This window comes from Paenibacillus aceti, assembly GCF_003614185.1.
GTDB lineage: Bacteria > Bacillota > Bacilli > Paenibacillales > Paenibacillaceae > Fontibacillus > Fontibacillus aceti.
Map to the genome: position 1 here is coordinate 729,860 of NZ_KZ987724.1, position 19,493 is coordinate 749,352.

Sequence of the window (19,493 nt, forward strand, 5' to 3'; positions counted from 1 at the left end):
AGAATAGTTCCAGTGGAGAATCATTGCGACAATACACTTAATAGCGGGGGATATCATGAACGAGTTGGACGATCAGTTACGGCAATTAGTTGAGCGCTACATGACAGCCTATTTCGTACTATTCAAAAATTTGAATACACAGATGGCGGAGGTGATTCAGGAGGATGCGACAATAGAGCAATATCAAATCATCGCTTATATTGCGACCCATGAGAACGGGACGTCGACGGAGCTTGCTGAAGTGTTCTCGGTGGGGAAAAGCTCGATTACAGCCATTATTACCAGGCTGGTAGACAAAGGACTGATCGAACGGACGAGGGATGTTCAGGACCGGCGCGTCGTCTATCTATCGTTAACAGAGCATGGGAGAATGATATATTCCAAAATGCAGGAATCAATCATAGATATGATGTCTTCTTATATGATTCATTTTACGAAAGAGGATATCGATGGTTTTATCCAGCCTTTTGAGAAAATGGCGAAGCTGGTTGAGGAGGGGAATCGAAGTAAATGAAGTATATTCTGAAGGCAAAATGGGGGCTTCTGTTACTGTGGCTAGCTGCGACAGTATTGCTCGTTATTACAGCGCCATCTATGACAGAGCTCGTGCGGGAGAAAGGTGAAATCACAGTTCCCAAAGGTTATTCGTCGGAGATTGCCAGCCGGATACTAAATACTGCCGCAGAACAGGAGGGGGACGGGAGATTAAGCCATATGGCACTGGTCTTCCACCGGAATGGCGGCATGACGGCTGACGATAAGAAGGACATTGAAGGGGCTCTTACCAAGCTGCGAGCTTCGATGGGACGGATCGGGATCAGTTCCATCGTCGATCCGTTTGATACGCCGGAAGCAGAGGATAAAATGATTGCCTCAGATGGCAAGACGCTTCTCGCTCAACTTAGCGTACAGATGGATAAGCGCCCCTTGAAGGAAATTGAGCAGGATATTCGTAGTGAACTCTCGTCGCTTAAGGTTGATCATTACTTGACAGGTGATCAGCAGATTAATCAGGATGTAATTCTAAGTGCGGAGCGTGGGCTGAAGAAATCGGAATATTTCACAGTCATCTTTATTCTAGTGATTCTATTTATCGTCTTCCGCTCCGCAGTAGCACCCTTCATACCTCTACTTACGGTCGGGATCAGCTATCTGATCTCCCAGTCGATCGTAGCCTTTCTAATCGATCAATATAACTTCCCAGTCTCAACATACACCCAGATATTTATGGTCGCGGTCATGTTCGGGATCGGTACAGATTATTGTATTCTCCTGATCAGCCGCTTTAAGGAAGAGCTTCAGTTAACAGATAATATCCCAGAGGCGATCATCCAGACCTATCGCAAAGCAGGAAAGACAGTGTTCTTCTCTGGTCTTGCTGTATTGGTCGGTTTCACAACGATCGGTCTCTCTCAATTCGTACTCTATCGTTCAGCCGTAGCAGTTGCCGTCGGTATCGCCGTTATGCTGCTTGCGCTCATTACGATTGTACCGTTCTTTATGGCCGTGCTCGGCAAGCGGCTGTTCTGGCCCATGAAGGGGACGATTGAGCATAAGGATAACCGATTCTGGGGAGGAATCGGAACATTTTCGATTAAGAAACCGTGGGCTGCTGCTCTGCTCGTTGCTGTCTTTACAGTTCCATTTATTATATCCTATAGCAACAATGTATCCTTCAATAGTATGGAGGAGATCGGTGAGCAATATGAATCGGTAAAAGCCTACAATCTAATTGCGGATAGCTTCGAGCCTGGTGAATCATTGCCAGCGACGATTGTCATTAAGAGTGATCAGACGATGGACGATCCGGAGGATATCATGCTGGCGGAGAAGATTAGCCGCGCTGTGATGGAGGCTGACGGAGTTGCCAGTGTGCGCAGTCTCAGCCGTCCGACGGGAGAGATTCAGAAGGATTTCGAACTAACGAATCAAGTAAAAACCGTTGGTGAGGGGCTTGGGGAAGGAAATGAAGGACTGTCGCAAATCAAGAATGGTCTCGCTGAAGCGAGTCAGGCGCTGAATGAGAATGAGCCCAAGCTGACCGAAGCGGCGGAGAGCACGGGCAAGCTGGTTGCGGGAACCGCTGCGTTGAAGGAAGGGATCGCTGCTCTCTCGAACGGCTTGTCGGAGATTCAGAAGGGGATTACGGACAGTTCCAAAGGAGCTGGCGGGTTGAAGCAGGGAATGAAGCAGCTCAAGCAGAGTGCGGAAGAGCTGACCGGAGCTAACAGCAAGCTGCTGCAATCCTATCGATTGATCGCTGCTGGACTCGGCTCGCTTGGTGAAGGATATCAACAAATTCAGCAGCAGCTGGGCGAGATCGCGAAGGGCTTCTCACAGCTGGACGCCTCCTTCGCCAATCTGGAACAGAAATATCCGGAGCTGGCTAGCGATAAGGATTATTTAACGATACGCGGTACGGTTGCGGCGTCTGGCCAAGGCCTGGAGCAGCTTGCTGTCGGTCTTGGCACCGCGACTGGCCAGCTTCAGCAAGTGAAGGCCGGCTTGGAGCAAGCGAATTCGGGCTATGCCGAGGCGGCTAAGGGAAGTCTGCAGCTCGCTGGTGGACTGGATCAGTTCATATCTGGCTTGTCTCAGCTTGAACAGGGGCTGAATAAGGCCGGCAATGGCCAAGGGCAAATCGTGAAGAAGCTGCCTGAGATCGTGGACGGTCTCTCGCAAATTCAGCAAGGTCAGGAACAGATACAAGACGGCTTCTCTCAATTCTCTGGACAGATTACACAGCTCACCGATGGACTCGATCAGAGTGTTGAGGGATTGGGTCAGGTGTCCGGCGGACTGGACACAGCCAAGCAATATTTAAGCGAGGTTGGCGCTAATGATCATGGCCTCGGCGGTTATTATGTGCCGCGGGAAGCGATGGAGAATGAGGCGATCGATCAGCTCTTCGATACTTATCTGTCGCCAGACCGTAAAGTAATGACTCTGGACGTCGTCTTCTCCAGCAATCCATACGGACGCGAAGCGATCGATCAGATCAGCGAGGTGCAGGCAGCGGTAGATAAAGCCGTCGCAGGCACGAAGCTTGGCAATGCAGAGATCGCTATCGGCGGCGTATCGAGTACATTTAACGACTTGAAGACGATCTCCGATGCGGACTATACTCGCACTGTTATTTTCATGCTGGCTGGTATTTTCATCGTGCTGCTTCTGCTGCTGCGTTCCGTAGTAATGCCAATCTATATCATCGCTTCATTAGTGCTGACGTTCTTCGCTTCGGTCGGCTTCACCGAGATCATCTTCGTTGATCTGCTCGGGTACTCTGGCGTGAGCTGGGCGACTCCGTTCTTCGGCTTTGTGATTCTGGTAGCCCTCGGCGTGGACTACAGCATCTTCCTGATGGATCGCTTCAATGAACATGGGGAGCTGGATATCTCAGAGGCGATGGTCCATTCGATGCGGAAGATGGGTACCGTAATCTTATCTGCTGCTGTCATTCTTGGCGGTACGATGGCATCGATGTACCCGTCAGGCGTATTGTCGATGCTGCAGATTTCAACCCTCGTTCTGACCGGCTTGTTCTTGTATGCAGTTATCGTATTGCCCTTCCTGATGCCGGTGTTTGTAAGAATATTCGGCAAGGCGAATTGGTGGCCGTTCCGGCGGGAACACGGGCATGCCGCAGATCAGAGTGTTGATATGTAATAAAGTTGCTGGGATGTGACGGGAAGGGGCTGTCTGGAAAGTCAGTAACAACTGACTACTAGACAGCCCCTTGCTAATGTACAGATTTGTAGAACGCGAAACCGCGCTCACCCAAATGGTAACGAACCTAGGTAACGCTATTTACCTCAAAAAAGGCGCTTTAAAAATCTAAGGAAACGTGGTGCCGCTATTTGGGCATATTGCCGTCTTAAACCTTGGATTTCATCAAAATAGCGATATGGAGTTTCGTTAGAGCTCCACCTAGAGAAAATTCCGCTTGATCGTGCTTCGCAGCGCCCACCCGCGTTCATGCCGCTTCTTATACTTGGGCAGCGAGCGATATACAGAGATGGCCTCTGTTAGCGCCTGTCGGGCCTCATCCTTACGACCTAACGATTGATACAGGCTACCGAGTAAATAGTAAGCTTCGCTGGAGGAAGACTGGATATCACCGAATTTGGCGGCGTAATCGAGTGCCTTCTGCGGATCTTTGTCCTTGAAGGCCGTGGCCAATTGTAGATAGGGCTGACCGTACTTCACCCGCTCATTCAGGCTAAGCGCCCGCAGCATCTGCTGCTCTCCTTCTTCCAGACGGTTCAGGCCGAAGGATGTGGCCCCTAGATCACTCCAATATTCGGCTGAGTCCTCGGATGCGTCCTTGACCTGTTCAAGCAACTGGTGAGCTTCTGCGAATTTCTTCTTCTCGAGCAGGAGCCTGGCCAGCTCACGCTTGGAGGAGACATCAAATGGACTGGCAGCGAGCTGTGCCCGTAACTTACGGATATTGCTTGAACGGCGAAAAGGCTTGGAAATGCTAGGCATGACACCGATATAACGGCGATCCAGGAAGTAGACAACAGCGAGTATAATAATGATAGCAATCAGAGGATTTCCGGTAACCCAAGATAATAATAGAAATAATAAAAAAGATAATTTACCCATTTTTAAGCCACCATCCGTTATAATGATTACCAATTATATCATATTCATGTTATTAATGTAGATAGCAGAAATTTAAGTCGAAGAGAGGCTACAAAACGATGATAGAGCAGAGAGAAAGACTGAAGAAACAGATTGAATTTATCAAGGAAATTGACAAGCTGAAGCTGATTTTGCGGCAGACGGTGCTGATGGATCAATCGAGACAGGAGAACGATGCGGAGCATACCTGGCATCTGGCCATGATGGCTCTGGTGCTGCTGGAGCATACGACGGAACCTCAGCCTGATTTGTTGAAAGTATTCAAAATGCTGCTTGTTCACGATATTGTGGAAATTGATGCTGGCGATACATTTGCCTATGATGTGGTGGGGTATGAGGATAAGCAGGAACGGGAGATGAAGGCGGCTGAGCGTATCTTCGGCCTGCTGCCTGAGGATCAGAGGCAGGAGCTGATGTCGCTGTGGCTTGAGTTCGAGGAGTGCGACAGTCTGGATGCCAAGTATGCCGCGGCGATTGATCGCACCCAGCCTTTGTTGCATAATTACTATACAGGTGGTGTAGCCTGGAAGAAGCATGGCGTGAGAAGTTCCCAGGTGCTTGCCCGTATTTCTGGAGTAGCTGAAATCTCGCCCGCTCTATATGAGCTGGTGACAGAGCTGATCCGGGATGCAGTGAAACAAGGTTACTTGCAGGAATAGATGGATCATATGTAGCGGGACGAACCGGCAGCGTATGCTGGACATCCCTAAATGGAAGGAGTGTCATCTCATGTATCAATTAGTGTTGGTCAGGCACGGAGAGAGCGAATGGAATAAATCTAACCTATTTACAGGCTGGACTGATGTAGAACTGTCGGAAAAAGGGATTCAGGAAGCGGAAGAGGCGGGAAGGCTGCTGAAGGCAGCGAATTTCAAGTTCGATATGGCCTATACCTCCTATCTGAAACGGGCGATCAAGACACTCTATCATATTCTCGATGAGATGGATCAGCTGTGGATTCCGGTTCATAAAACCTGGCAGCTCAATGAACGGCATTACGGAGCGCTGCAAGGCTTGAGTAAATCGGCTACCGCCGAGAAATACGGCGATGAGCAGGTACTGCTCTGGCGCAGAAGCTATGATGTACTGCCGCCGGCGCTAACGAAGGAGGATGAGCGTTATCCTCGTCATGATCCTAAATATAATGAGCTCACCGATGATGAGCTTCCGTTGACAGAGAGTCTCAAGGAGACCGTCGTTCGCGTAGAGGAATATTGGGAGCGGGAGATCAAGTCACAGATCGTTCAAGGCAAGCAGGTCATTATAGCAGCGCATGGCAACAGTCTGCGCGCCCTGATCAAATATTTAGAGCAGCTCAGCAGCGAGCAGATTGTGGATGTGAACATCCCGACGGGTACACCACTCGTGTATACGCTGGACGAGCATTTCAAGCCGATCGAGAAATATTATCTGGGCAGTCAAGGGAAGATTGAGCAAAAAATCGAGACCGTTGCTGATCCGGATACGATTATGGAGTAATTAACAAGTCGTCGGGTAAAGAAAAAACAAAAGGTCGAGTATGGGGACAAATGCCCCCTGCTTTGACCTTTTTTTATTTAAAAATTATTATACCTGCTTAATCACCAGCGCAAACAATAGCAATTGTGAAGTCACTTAATGGGTCAAAATAGTTATCGTACAAGCACAAAATAATACACGTAAGCAAGAGGCAATCATATTACTCTAAATGTAAGCGTTAACAATTACCTTGATTAATCATATATCCAGTTCATTAAGGATATTAATGTGGAGCAATTTTTTGGTGATTAGCGCCACTTAATGACTACTAAATCATTAAAAAGAGGTGAAAGCGGAAGATAAGTAATGATGGAGGACATTTTGGAAGAGAGGTAATCATGAAATGGAGGTAAGAGCGGTGAAGAGAGTACTATCCGTGTTACTAGTCGTAACGTTAGTTGTTACGCTGCTACCCGTTGGAACAAGTGCGGCGATATCATCAGATGAAGGGAATTGGCAGCAAGATATGAAAGGGCTTGCAATTGGAAAGAACGATGTGGGCATAAGCAATGCAAATGAACTTGAAAGTGATACTATCGATGTTGATGGAAATGAGGACAACTATAGTATTTTCGAGAATAATGGTCAAGCGGAGGAGAACATGCTAGGCGAAAGCGAGAACGTAAAGGAAAGCATCAAACAGTTGTCACCAGCTGATGTGCCTTTCCAAGTATCCGCCAATGCTAATTTAGTGCCGAATGGTGATTTTGAATTAACCGCCGCGCCGAGCGGTACTTGGACTCAATATACCGATACGAACCCTGTACCTGTTAATTGGGACACATGGATACCGGTAGGTTCTGGTAAACCAACGGGTAGAACAGTAAGTGTAACGACCGATACTTATAACTACTGTAGTGGTCAACAATCGATGCTGATTGATGCTTCCAGCACAAGCCGTGTGTCCCTTAATGTGAAGGCTCCGGTCGAAGCCGGAAAATCGTACCGCTTGAAAGTGTGGTATAAGACCGAAAATGTTGCAGGCGGCAGCGGCGTTTATTTTCGCAGTTCTCTGCCGCATCCCTCGGACTCACAAAAAAATGTAGCTGGTCCTAACTCAACTAAAGTGTATGGTACGAATGATTGGACGATGCAGCAAGGTTTCATAACGGTACCAAATGGTTATGATAAATTTCTGATTGAATTGTTTCTAGAAAATTCCACCGGCAAAGTGTGGTTTGATAACGTTCAACTTGAGGAGTACGACGGCATAACAGGGTTAACGCTTGAACCGACGGCAATGACGATGACAGTTGGAGAGATGAAGCCCCTAACGTTGAACGTAACCCCGAGTAACCTGCAATCTCCCGATGTCATATGGAGTACTAGCGATCAGAATGTAGCTACTGTTGATAACAATGGTAATATTACAGCAGTTGCTGCGGGCGTGGCCACAGTTACTGTTGCTACACAGGACGAGACGATAAAGGCGCAAAGCAAAATTAGCGTGGATTCTGCAGAGACGGCAGCTGCTTACAATCAATTGCGTGTACGCTGGAAACAGAAGCTGGTTGGCGCCGCAGATGCCGGCCTTGCTGCGGATCCTGTTATTCAGGCGCTGGTAGCTGAGATGGACAAGAGTGTATCCAATGCCGCGAAGACAGGTTATCTTGATACATTAAGCGCTAATGATAGCAGCCGCCAATACTTATGGTCGGATTTTACCGATAGTGCAGATACGAAAGAGCAGCATGCCAACAACATCGTTAGTGAGTTTACTCGTATTAAAACAATGGCAACCGCTTACAATACAGAATCTTCTCGTTTTTATCATGATCCACAACTGCGGGATGCAATTATCGGGGCCTTAGATTGGATGTACGCCAAGCGTTATAATGAACGGTTATCCTACAGCACTGCCAGCAGCTGGTGGGGATTTGAAATCGGTGCACCGCAGCTGCTGAATGATTGTCTAGTTCTTATGTATGATGAACTGAACGATCAGCAAATAGCCAATTTTATGCGTGCCATTGATAAGTATTGCCCTGACCCAACAAAGCGGGTACAAAATAGCAACGTGATCGAGACCGGTGGTAATTTGCTGGACAAAGCGCTTGTTGTAACTTTGCGTGGTGTTATTGGCAAAAATAGTGCCAAGATTACGCAAGGACGGGATTCGATTGGTTCAGAATTCAACTATGTCACCAGTGGTGACGGTGTATATGAAGATGGATCACTGGTGCAGCATGCGAATATCGCCTACACGGCCGGCTATGGAGCGGTCTGGCTCAGCCGCACGGCGGACATCACTTATTTGCTCAACAATTCACCTTGGCCTGTGACTGACCCGCGTGTAGCTAACATTTACAAGTGGGTAAGCGATACTTTTGAACCTGTTATTTATAAAGGGCTATACATGGATATGGTTAACGGACGAGGGATTTCCAGAAGCGATTCCGGAACGGCGCGCAGTACGATTGTAGCCTTGGCAAGTTTAGCAGAAGGGGCACCACCTGAAATCAGCGCTAATATTCGCAGTATGGTTAAGGAATGGGTAAGCAAGGATACAACCTTTGCTGATTACTATAAAGGCTTGCCGATTTATAGCGTGATGTTATTGAAGAGAGTCATGAATGATGATACCGTTGTAGCGCGCGGCGAGCTTTCGCAAAGCTATATGTTCAACGGCATGGCCCGGGTTACGCATCACCGTCCGGACTACGCTTTTGGACTAAGCATGTTCTCAGACCGCATCTCTGACTTTGAAATGGGCAATAAAGAAAATTTAAAAGGCTGGGATACCGGGCTTGGCATGACCTATATTTACAACAATGACTTATCGCAATATCGCGATGGATTCTGGGCGACGGTGAATAGCTTCCGCTTGCCAGGCACGACGACAGACGGCTCTGGAGAAGGAAAGATGCCAGGCGAATGGGCCTATTATTATAATACGGAGAGTCATGTTGGTGGTGTAACATTAGATCATTTGTATAGCACAAGCGCAATGAATTTCTCATTAAAGAAAGTAACTGGCAGTGATTTAAGTGGCAAGAAATCATGGTTCATGTTCGATGATGAAATTGTTGCCCTAGGGACAGATATCAGTAAAACGTCAGCGGCAACAAAAACGGTGGAAACGATTGTTGATAATCGTAAATTGAATAGCAGCGGTGATAACGAATTTCTAGTTAACGGTGTACCGGTGCCAACAGCATTGGATTATGCAGAGGATATTAACAGTGTAAATTGGGCGCATTTGGCGGGTAACAGCTCGGATTCCGGTTCAGATGTAGGCTACTACTTCCCAACCGCGCCTACTCTACAGGTTATACGTGAAGCAAGAACAGGATCGTGGTATGACATCAATAACGGGCAGTCGAAGGATAAACTGACACGCAACTATGCTAGCATCGCTTTTGAACATGAGGACAATCCACAATCAGCCAGTTACGAATATGTACTGCTTCCCGGCAAGACGGCGGCACAAACACAAGCTTATAGTGAACAACCATCAGTAGAAGTACTGAGCAATACATCAACAGTACAGGCTGTGAGCAACAAACAGCTTGGCATCACCACTGCGAATTTCTGGAATGCGGGTTCTGTGGAGAGGATCAGTGCCAAATCTGCCGCCGCTGTCATTATGCGAGAAGACCATGGTGAAATGAAAATTGCGATATCTGATCCAACGCAAAAGCAAAGCACAGTGACGCTTGAAGTCCATCAACCGGACTTGGCATTGCTTACTGCAGATATCGGCATGAAGGTTGCACCGATAGAAGGCGGAGTAAGTATTTCGGTCAACACTTCTGGCTCTCTCGGTAAGACGTACACCGCTGTATTTGATCTCGAAAAGTCCAATAACATAACCATGGAAGGTGCAACAGCAGACAAACAAACTGCGAAGAAAGGTGAAACCGTAACCGTAACGCTGAATACACCGGTAGGTAAAGAGTTCGACAAGTGGATCGTAGCACCAGCAAACTTGACGTTAAATCAAGATGCAACGAACGCCAATGTTTATACATTCATCATGCCGGATGAAGCAGTTAAAATAACAGCAACATATAAAGAGGCTGCGATTGTAGACGGAACTGAACCAGCCTGGCCGTCAGGAGCACAATTATCAGCTTCAAGTATTGGCAGAACTAGTCTAATGCTTTCATGGAGAGAAGCAACGGATAATATAGGAGTAGTAAGCTACAAGATTTATAAGAATGGTCATGAAATAATTCAATTGCCAGGCAATATTACTAGCTATACAGTCAGTGGTCTTTTACCAGACACAAGTTATATCTTTGTGGTTAAAGCAGGCGATGCAGCAGGAAACTGGAGTGATGGTCTCCGTGTAGCTGTAAGGACAGAAGCTAACTCTTCGAGTGGGGGATCGACGCAAACACCGAATCCGGCACCAGCTCCAACAGCTCCAACAACACCAACGCCAACTGAACCCAAAAATCCAATAGATCCAATAGAGCCAGCGAAACCTGTGGAGCCAGAAACTCCTAAAGTAGATTTGTCTGATATCATGAATCATTGGGCCAAGGCTTCCATTGAAAAATCAGTTGAACTTGGGTTTGTAAAAGGTTATGGGGATGGAACGTTCAGACCCAATGGGGCTGTAACCCGTGGTGAGGTTTCAACAATGCTGGCAAGAGCGCTGAAATTAGAGCAAGCTAATACAGAATTTGACTTCATGGATCAAGACCAAACACCTGCCTGGGCACAACCCTTCATACAGGCACTTGTTAAAGCGGGATATATTTCAGGCTATAAGGATGGGACATTCCGTGCGAACAATGAAATCAGCAGAAGTGAATTCGTTGTTATTATTGTTCGTGCATTGGGTCTTGAATTAAATTCTGAGCTAACCTCAACATTCGATGATGTAGATCAGATTCCAGTATGGGCTACACCATATGTAGCAGCAGCTGCAGAAGCGGGTCTGGTAAAGGGAAATGGAAACGGTAAATTTAATCCTAATGCTCCTATAACTAGAGCTGAAGCGGTAACTTTGATACTAAGTATGTTAAATCAATTACAATAAAGAGATGCTGCAGCGATTCATGTGAAAATAATTCAATCGAAAGCCAAGGTCTGATGCTTAGGATCTTGGCTTTTGATGTTGAAGTTCAAATATTGCATATTTCTCGTTAGGCTGACCAACCACCACAAAGGCAACAGTAATGATCTGCATTCGCTTGAAAGGTCAAAATTTTACTCGTGGAAGGTCATAATTCGTCCTTGGTTCTCTCAGGCTTGCTAAGTATGATGGGATCAACGATCAGTTATTTGGAAGGAGCAATTTCAAATGAGCGAGCAGAACCAGAACAAACCAACTAGAGGGCGCCTGACAATCCCTACCGACCTTGATGTCGTAGGCGAAACACTGAAAACGATGGAGCTGTGGGGAGCTGATGCGGTACGCGATGCAGACGGCACCACCTTTCCGCAGGAGTTAGTTGATTGTGGAGCAAAAATATATGCTACTTACTATACGACCCGTAAAGACAATAATTGGGCAAAAGCAAACCCTGATGAAGTACAGCAGTGCTATATTTCAACGAGGTTTGTGGCTGCTACAGACGCAACGCTGTCCATTCGACTATTGGAAGGGATTAGCGAAGACTTATTGCAAGTGAACAACCGTGATGATATTTACCGTTGGTGGGAGGTTATCGATCGTACTACCGGCGAGGTTGTACCGACGAATAACTGGAGCTATGATGAAGCGAGTGGCTCAGTAATCATTAATAATACGATACCTTACCATGAGTATAGCGTCAGCTTCTTGACCTATCTTATTTGGGATCCCGTTCATATGTACAATGCTGTGGTCAACGATTGGAAGGATTTCGAACGGCAGATTACGTTTGACGTACGTCAGCCTAAAACGCGGGAGTATTCCAAGGGCCGACTCCGTGAATTTTTGCGTGAGAAGTCTTATGTCAATGTAGTGCGGTTCACAACGTTCTTCCATCAGTTCACCCTTGTATTCGATGAATTGCGCCGGGAGAAATATGTGGACTGGTATGGCTATTCCGCCAGCGTCAGCCCTTATATTCTCGAACAGTTCGAGCGTGAAGTGGGCTATAAGTTCCGTCCGGAATTTATTATTGACGAAGGCTATTACAACAATCAGTACCGGATTCCATCCAAGGAATATTTGGACTTTATGGCTTTCCAACGGCGTGAGGTAGCACAACTTGCTAAGGAACTCGTTGATATTACCCATGAAGAGGGCCGCGAAGCGATGATGTTCTTAGGTGACCATTTTATCGGTACGGAGCCTTATATGGACGAGTTCAAAACGATCGGGCTAGATGCCGTCGTCGGTAGCGTTGGCAATGGTTCGACATTGCGATTGATCAGCGATATCCCTGGGGTGAAATATACAGAAGGGCGTTTCTTGCCATACTTCTTCCCGGATACGTTCCATCCTGGTGGCAATCCAACGGCGGAAGCGCAAGAAAACTGGTTAACGGCAAGACGAGCTATTTTGCGTAAGCCTGTGGATCGTATTGGTTATGGCGGTTACTTGAAGCTGGCGTTGGACTTCCCGGACTTTGTGGATTATGTCACGCAGGTGGCCGATGAATTCCGCGACTTATATGAAAAAGCACGTACGAAGCCATTATGCTTGGCCAAAGTTGCTGTTCTGAACTGCTGGGGTAAAATGCGCTCTTGGGGCTGTCACATGGTGCATCATGCGCTGTATCAAAAGCAAAACTACAGCTATGCGGGAATTATTGAAATTTTGAGCGGCGCTCCATTCGATGTATCCTTCATTAGCTTTGACGATATTCGCGAGCAGCCGCAGCTGCTGGAAGATCTCGATGTCATTATTAACATCGGTGATGCGGACACGGCGCATACTGGCGGCGAGAACTGGAAAGATCCATTTATTGTGGAGCAAATCCGGGCATTTATCGCTCGCGGAGGCGGCTTTATCGGTGTAGGCGAACCTTCTGCGGTTCAACATCAAGGTCGTTTCTTCCAATTAGGCGATGCTCTTGGCGTAGAACTGGAGCGCGGCTTCACCCTCGGCTATGATAAATATAATTGGGATGTTAAGCCGTCTCACTTTATTACTGCCGATATGGATGGGGAAATTAACTTTGGTGAAGGCAAGAAAAATATATATGCGACGAGTGCTGATATTTTAGCTTGCGATGATAAGGAAGTACAGTTTGCAGTCAATAACTACTTCGACGGTCGCTCTGTCTATATCGGTGGACTGCCGTATAGTGCGGAGAACGCCCGCTTGCTGCATCGTGCCATCTTATGGTCTTGCGGCAAAGATACTGAATTGCATAATTGGTTCAGTTCGGATGCTCATACGGAAATCCATGTTTATCCGGAGACAGGCACATATTGCGTCGTTAATAACACCGCAGAGCCGCGTAACACGACCGTGTATGCTAATGGCAAGAGCTTCGAATTGGAGCTTAAGGGCGGCGAATTACGTTGGTTTAACATGTAAGTCTAAGTTTATAGCGAGTAGATAATCAATCAATATTCAATATCCCTCTGAAGTGGCAGTGATGTCTTATTTCAGGGGGATTTTTGGCGTGCATTTGGTGGATCAGTAAACGACAAAAAGTCAGGGCCCCCTTACGAGGGCCCCAATCATGGGAGAGGAGAAACCGGACGAAGAGCTTATGGGGAAACGTAAGTCTTCTCCGCGGTTGTCTACGACATTTGGTGATGTCGATAGTTCAAGTTTGCCCGGGGCTGGAGGATTTATACATGAATAACCGCAAAAAGTAATGTGAAATTACATTTTTCATTCTACCCGGGATTATGGTACGATATCGACAGGCTATTTTAGAAGCCTGAAATCTATATATTTGCTCTATTTGGATGGTGTTCAAAACGTTCAGTTTTCGGTGGACTTTGGATTACCTCTTACGTAGAGCGGCATTGCGCAAGGGTGTGTGAACTAGCATGAGAATCATATCGGGCAGTGCCCGGGGCAGGACGTTGAAGGCGGTTCCCGGGATGGGGACAAGACCGACGACAGACAAAGTTAAGGAAGCCGTGTTTAGCATGATCGGGCCGTATTTCGATGGTGGTGCCGTGCTTGATTTGTTCGCGGGAACAGGCGGATTAGGCATTGAAGCGCTGAGCCGTGGCATGGACAAGGCGGTATTCGTGGATCTCGATTACAAGAGCATCGAAGTTGTACGTGCCAATTTGAAGACCGCCGGTCTGGCGGAGCGTGCAGAGGTTTATAAGAATGATGCGGCAAGAGCGCTGAAGGTGTTGTCCAAGCGCGAGGCGACATTCGAGCTGGTATTTCTTGATCCGCCTTATCGGCTTAAGAACGGAGATAAGCTGATGGAAGCGATGGACGAGCTGAAGCTGCTTGAAGATCGCGCGACGGTTGTGTTGGAGTATGAATCTTCCTATGTCTATCCGAGCTGCTTCGGCAATTTTACAGAGCTGCGCAAAGCGGAATATGGGGAAACCTCCGTATCCATTTACAGGTATGAACCATAGAAGTTCAGACTAGGGACACCCGTCATAATTAAGGAGGAAAACAGAACCTATGGAACAGCACAAAGCACCGCGAATCGCCGTATATCCAGGCAGCTTTGACCCTATTACCAATGGACATCTGGATATTATTCAGCGGGCTTCCCGTCAGTTTGACAAGCTCATTGTAGCCGTGTTGAACAACCTGAGCAAGAAACCTCTCTTTACGGTGGAGGAGCGCAAGGAGTTGATCTCTTCAGTAACGAGCCATTTGCCTAATGTGGAGGTGGACAGCTTCCGCGATCTGCTCGTTAACTATGTAGATTACAGAAAGGCAGATGTCATCGTACGAGGGATTCGCTCTGTGACCGATTTCGAATACGAGCTGCAGATGGCTTCCCTGAATAAGCAGCTTAATCATAATGTAGAGACGATTTTTATGATGACGAATCCCAAGTATTCTTATTTAAGCTCGAGTGTCGTGAAGGAAATCGCTTGCTTCAACGGAGCGCTTGGCGATCTGGTTCCGCTTGAGATTGAGCAAGCATTAAGGAAGAAATACGAAGGCCTGCCGAAGCTGCAACAATAATAAGAGGCCGAAGGCTTCATGTAAATCTATTGCCTGGAGCTTCTTCTCCAGATGAGAGAGATTGTGATCCATAATGCGATTAGAGCGATTAATAGCCACATAGAGATACGGAGCGAGCCAGCCGCTTGCTGCCAGTTTGGAAGGGCCGCTTCCATTCTTGCGGCTAGCGGGTGGTTCATTTCCTTATAGGCGGGAACGGCATCGGGCCAAATTGCCGTCAGTGGCCGCCATAGTATTAAGGTGAGCAAGAAGGCGTATGCCCCATGAATTAAACGCTGAATGATGAAGCGTACGCCGCTGATCCCTGCGGGTTTCAGCACCGCCTGTACCTGAAGGAAGGAACAGATTCCGCTCCAGCCGAGCGCGGTGCCGAGCAGAGCGGCAATTATAGGCTGGGAGACAGGCAGTCCTGCAACCGCATAGGTTCCCAGGTGGACCTCCATCAAGGCGGCAATGAAATAAGAAAATACAGAAGCGGGTAAAAAAGAATTGACGACATGGATCATGACCGCAAAAATTAACATATAGCCGCCGATCGTCATCAGAGTCTGGACACTATTGGCGACGGAGTCACCGAGCAGCTTCCCGAAGCTGCGGCCGTCCTCCTGCTGGGCTTCCTCCATTCGCCGCAGTGCCGATCTCATCAGACCGGGCTTGGCCGTGCGCGTTGATGTTTGGACTGCAGCTTGCCGCTGGGCTGGTTGGGAAGAACTGCTATCAGCCGTCTTTTTCCAGAGCAGATGGCTTAGTGTGATCGCCGCCGCGAAGCCGGATAGCCAGTGAATGACGAGCAGTAGCAGACCCAGATCGGGATTGTTCAGATAACCGGCACCGATCACGATGATGATCAGCATCGGGCTGGCAAAGTGGGCGGTGGCGGCCATTCTTTCGGCTTCGAGGGCTGTGATTTTTCTCTGCTTATATAGGGTTGCTGCAGCCGCGGCAGAGGCTGGAAATCCGGCTGTCATGCCAAGCGGAAGTATCCAGCCGAAGGAGCCGGGAAGTCTTAAGATTCTGCGTGTGAAGGGTTCCAGAATAACACCGAGCCCTTGCGGGAATCCGCCGGCGATCAGCATCTCGGAGAGCACGAGAAAAGGCAGGACCGCCGGAAACACGATCCTCCACCAGAGGGAAAGTCCTTGTCCAGAGGCCTGGAAGGCAGGCCCGGGAGCAGCAACGATACAAATAACGAGTAATATTGCAATACTGGCAAACAGTATAGTTGACGACATTTTGCCGTTTGTGGCCTGTTCGCGATGCATAAGCGTTCACCTTCTTCATATGTATATCGAAATGGACGGCTAGTACAATGCATATGCGGGACAACCAGGACACAGACCATCGATATACCAGCCGTGTCCAGAGGGGGGAATTTCAGATGCGAATGAAGAAATCACCAGTCATCAAAATAACGCTTTATTTAATTACCTTGGTCGTCCTTGTATATGTCATGGTCTATATGCCGACGCCGTATTTGATTAATCGGCCGGGACTCGCTGAGGAGATCAAGCCGATGGTGAGCATACCTGCTGCGGACCCGGAAGAGAAGGGGACATTTATGCTTACGACGGTATCTGTAAGCTACGCCAATCTGGCCATGCTGGCGACGGCGCAGTTTAATAATCAGGCTGAGGTGGTCCGGAAGGAGCCGGATCGGGATGAAGAGGAATATCAGACGCAGCAGCGGTATTATATGAGCAATTCCCAATCAAGCGCAATTATTGCCGCCTATCATTTAGCGGATATTGATTATGACATCGTTCCAGAGTACGTGTTTATTGTCGGACTGTTTAAAGCGGTCGAACCTAAGGGGAATTTTCATCCTGGGGATATTATCCGTAAGATCGACGGGCAGCCGATTGGGAAGTTCGAGGATCTGGCGCTGCTGTTAGCTGATAAGAAGCCGGGGGATCGGGTGACTGTCCAGCTGGAGCGCAATCAGGAGAGCCTGGATGAACTGGTTGAGTTGATCGATATTTCGGAGGATTCCAATACGCCAAAAGCGGGGCTCGGGGTGTCTATTGGTGAGGTGCGCAAGGTTGAGCCTGCTATTGAGGATAAAGAGGTCAAGTTCATTGAGACGGGGATCGGAGGCCCTTCCGCGGGCCTGATGTTTACGCTGGAGATCTATAATCAGCTTACCCCCGGAGATTTGACGAAGGGCTACCGCATTGCCGGTACAGGGACGATTGATGGAGATGGCAGCGTCGGGGAAATCGGCGGCGTGCAATTCAAGATCGTGGCCGCTGAGCGGCAGCATGCGGATATTTTCTTCGTCCCGGTGAATAATTATACCGTCGCCAAGGCCAAGGCTGATGAAATCGGCAGCGACATGAAGCTGGTTCAGGTCAAATCGGCGCAGGAGGCGGTAGAATACCTGCAGCAGCTTGAGCCTAAAGCCTGATCGGCGCCTGGCGATAGTCGCGGAACAGGTCGAAGCCTGTCCGCTTAGGCATAGCATTAGCATAGACGGCTGAGGCCCGGATATCAGCATCGAGCTGCGGATGAGATAGATCCGCAGCGCGGGTGATAACCGGGAGCTTGGCCGTCTTTTTCATTTGCTTCAGCAGCTGTTGGCCGCGCTCGTTGAAGCCGAGCACTCGCAAATAATGCGGCCCAGCGGATAGAATCTCGCGGGAGCCCATCTGCTGCGAGTGTCCGAGCAAGGTATGCAGGAGCGTGCGCTGAAGCTTGGTGTGGGTGTAGCGCTTGGTCTTTAGTAGGCCGACAAGCTCGGTTACGGTCGCTTGCTCCAGCTTGGGCAGGACCTTGCGGATACGGTATTCCAGCCCCTCGTTCATCTCCAGCTGCCCGGCCAGTTCCTCTGGCGCGGCCGCGAGCAGGCGGCTGAACAAGGGCTGGGAGAAGCGGTCCCAATGCATCGGACCGCGGCCCGCCGCGAATTCACGCTGGAGAATCTCCAGCGTGAAGGGCGGCAGGTAGGCGGCGGCTGCGTCGAGCGAGCCGCCGCCCGTGATGAGCCGGCGCACGGCCGTGGCGCTGGCGATGCTGGCATCGCGCGGCCGCTCGTCGCGATAGCCGGCGCCCTGGCGCTGCAAGGTGAGCGGCGTGATGCCGCTCTGTAGCCGTCGCAGCGCGATCAGGTAATGCAGCCCAAGCGAGTTGTTGGGCTGCTCGAGCAGCAGGCGGGCGGCGTCCACGTCGCCGCCCAGGCCGCCTGCGGCGGCGAAGGCGCGCGCGGCAGCTGCCGCGAAGGCGCGCGGGTAGCTCGCCCCGGTGGCGAGCTCCTCCGCGAGCGCCGCCTGGAGCGCGCCGCTCTCGCTGGCGAGCAGCGCCGCCAGCTCGCTCAGCACCGGCAGCTCGCCCGACTCGCTGCCGAAGCACAGATGCGACACGACGCCTGTCGCATCCAATAGCGCCGCCGCTCCGTGGGCGAACCACTCCGCCGGCTGCACGGCATAGGACACTGGTAGCTCCAGCACCAGGTCTATGCCGAGCTGCAGCGCCATTTCGGTCCGCGCCCACTTGTTCACGAGCGCGGGTTCGCCGCGCTGCAGGAAATCCCCGCTCATGACGGCGACGGCCGCATCCGCGCCCGCCCGCCGCTTCGCCTCGCGGAAGTGATAAGCATGTCCATTATGCAGCGGATTATATTCAACGATCAGTCCAACAATATTCAACGTGATCACCTTTTACATCAGAATTCAAATCTAACGAAACACCATATCGCTATTTCCGCAAAATCCACACCATTTCAGCTCTAACGAAACACCATATCGTTATTTGAGTAAAAGCCCGTCTTTTAGCCCCCTTTTCGCCGCAATAGCGATACCTAGTTTCGTTAAACTTTTAAATCGCTCCTTTTGGAGCAAATAGCGATACGTAGTTTCGTTACAACCCAGGGCAGCCTCTGTTTCGCGTTCTCAAAGCCATGCATTTATCGAAAGACTGCAAAAATGCAGGAATTTCCTAAATATTTCGACCCGTAGAGAAAATTCCTGCTAAAATGCAGGCTTTTACTCCACTTTGGCCCGATTCTAACGAAATATGAAGAAAAGCCTGCATATTTGCAGGAATTTCTTAAGAACAGGTGGTTTGGGGCGTGAAAGCCTGCATATTTGCAGGCTTTTTGCTTGCGGCGCTAACTTATAGTCCCCCGCCGCTATCTTAGCGCCACTTAGCATCGGGTAGCGCATACAGTGCGTGAGGAGCCCTGTGCCCAGTACGCGTGAATTGCCGTAACACCGCCCAGGAACCTTACGCAATACACGTGCGAATTAGTGTACCCTGTTCAGGAACTTGTGCAGTACGTGGAAATTTGCCGAATACCCATCCAGTCTCCGTGCCAAGTACATAG

Annotated in this window: 13 protein-coding genes; 10 read left to right on the forward strand and 3 right to left on the reverse strand. The window is 49.1% G+C overall.

All coding sequences use genetic code 11. The annotated features are described in order from the left end of the window. Positions 1 to 55 precede the first annotated feature (55 nt). Both BFJ94_RS03305 and BFJ94_RS03310 read left to right on the forward strand, forming a co-directional pair. Positions 56 to 514 (forward strand): MarR family winged helix-turn-helix transcriptional regulator, encoded by a 459-nt coding sequence (locus tag BFJ94_RS03305; RefSeq protein WP_120461173.1) that lies wholly within the window; start codon positions 56 to 58, stop codon positions 512 to 514. Further along, positions 511 to 3,666 (forward strand): MMPL family transporter, encoded by a 3,156-nt coding sequence (locus BFJ94_RS03310; protein ID WP_120461175.1) that lies wholly within the window; start codon positions 511 to 513, stop codon positions 3,664 to 3,666. Before BFJ94_RS03305 ends, BFJ94_RS03310 begins: the two co-directional genes overlap by 4 nt. A 261-nt stretch (positions 3,667 to 3,927) precedes the next feature. Here BFJ94_RS03310 and BFJ94_RS03315 read toward each other — a convergent pair whose 3' ends face one another. Next, positions 3,928 to 4,608 carry a tetratricopeptide repeat protein gene (locus BFJ94_RS03315; protein WP_120461177.1) on the reverse strand — a complete coding sequence of 227 codons (681 nt, stop codon included), beginning with the start codon at positions 4,606 to 4,608 and terminating at the stop codon, positions 3,928 to 3,930. 98 nt (positions 4,609 to 4,706) lie between these two features. On the opposite strand from BFJ94_RS03315, the gene BFJ94_RS03320 reads away from it, so the two are divergent. The 7 genes from BFJ94_RS03320 to coaD all read left to right on the forward strand — a co-directional run bounded on the left by BFJ94_RS03320 (position 4,707) and on the right by coaD (position 15,175). Further along, a complete protein-coding gene (locus BFJ94_RS03320) occupies positions 4,707 to 5,306 on the forward strand; it encodes an HD domain-containing protein (RefSeq protein WP_120461179.1) in 600 nt (199 codons plus the stop codon). A gap of 70 nt (positions 5,307 to 5,376) precedes the next feature. After that, entirely contained in the window at positions 5,377 to 6,126 is a 750-nt protein-coding gene (gpmA, locus tag BFJ94_RS03325) for a 2,3-diphosphoglycerate-dependent phosphoglycerate mutase (RefSeq protein ID WP_120461181.1), read from the forward strand. 397 nt (positions 6,127 to 6,523) lie between these two features. After that, positions 6,524 to 11,155 carry a polysaccharide lyase family 8 super-sandwich domain-containing protein gene (locus tag BFJ94_RS03330; protein ID WP_162944150.1) on the forward strand — a complete coding sequence of 1,544 codons (4,632 nt, stop codon included), beginning with the start codon at positions 6,524 to 6,526 and terminating at the stop codon, positions 11,153 to 11,155. A gap of 264 nt (positions 11,156 to 11,419) precedes the next feature. Further along, entirely contained in the window at positions 11,420 to 13,591 is a 2,172-nt protein-coding gene (gene gnpA, locus BFJ94_RS03335) for a 1,3-beta-galactosyl-N-acetylhexosamine phosphorylase (protein WP_120461185.1), read from the forward strand. Between the two features lie 148 nt (positions 13,592 to 13,739). Then, a complete protein-coding gene (locus tag BFJ94_RS26035) occupies positions 13,740 to 13,865 on the forward strand; it encodes a hypothetical protein (protein ID WP_268238242.1) in 126 nt (41 codons plus the stop codon). Positions 13,866 to 14,055: 190 nt separating this feature from the next. Then, positions 14,056 to 14,610 carry a 16S rRNA (guanine(966)-N(2))-methyltransferase RsmD gene (rsmD, locus tag BFJ94_RS03340; protein WP_120461187.1) on the forward strand — a complete coding sequence of 185 codons (555 nt, stop codon included), beginning with the start codon at positions 14,056 to 14,058 and terminating at the stop codon, positions 14,608 to 14,610. 49 nt (positions 14,611 to 14,659) lie between these two features. Further along, positions 14,660 to 15,175, forward strand: a complete 516-nt coding sequence (gene coaD, locus BFJ94_RS03345) for a pantetheine-phosphate adenylyltransferase (protein ID WP_120461189.1) — start codon at positions 14,660 to 14,662, stop codon at positions 15,173 to 15,175. Positions 15,176 to 15,201: 26 nt separating this feature from the next. Here the strand turns inward: coaD and BFJ94_RS03350 are convergent, their stop codons facing one another. Further along, positions 15,202 to 16,437 carry a nucleoside recognition domain-containing protein gene (locus BFJ94_RS03350; RefSeq protein WP_120461190.1) on the reverse strand — a complete coding sequence of 412 codons (1,236 nt, stop codon included), beginning with the start codon at positions 16,435 to 16,437 and terminating at the stop codon, positions 15,202 to 15,204. A 116-nt stretch (positions 16,438 to 16,553) separates the two neighbouring features. On the opposite strand from BFJ94_RS03350, the gene BFJ94_RS03355 reads away from it, so the two are divergent. Further along, the gene (locus tag BFJ94_RS03355) at positions 16,554 to 17,579 is read left to right on the forward strand and encodes a SepM family pheromone-processing serine protease (protein ID WP_120461192.1); all 1,026 of its coding nucleotides are present in this window, start codon (positions 16,554 to 16,556) and stop codon (positions 17,577 to 17,579) included. Here BFJ94_RS03355 and BFJ94_RS03360 read toward each other — a convergent pair. After that, positions 17,569 to 18,816 carry a nucleotidyltransferase gene (locus BFJ94_RS03360; RefSeq protein WP_120461194.1) on the reverse strand — a complete coding sequence of 416 codons (1,248 nt, stop codon included), beginning with the start codon at positions 18,814 to 18,816 and terminating at the stop codon, positions 17,569 to 17,571. The two genes, BFJ94_RS03355 and BFJ94_RS03360, sit on opposite strands and share 11 nt — an antisense overlap. Positions 18,817 to 19,493 lie beyond the last annotated feature (677 nt).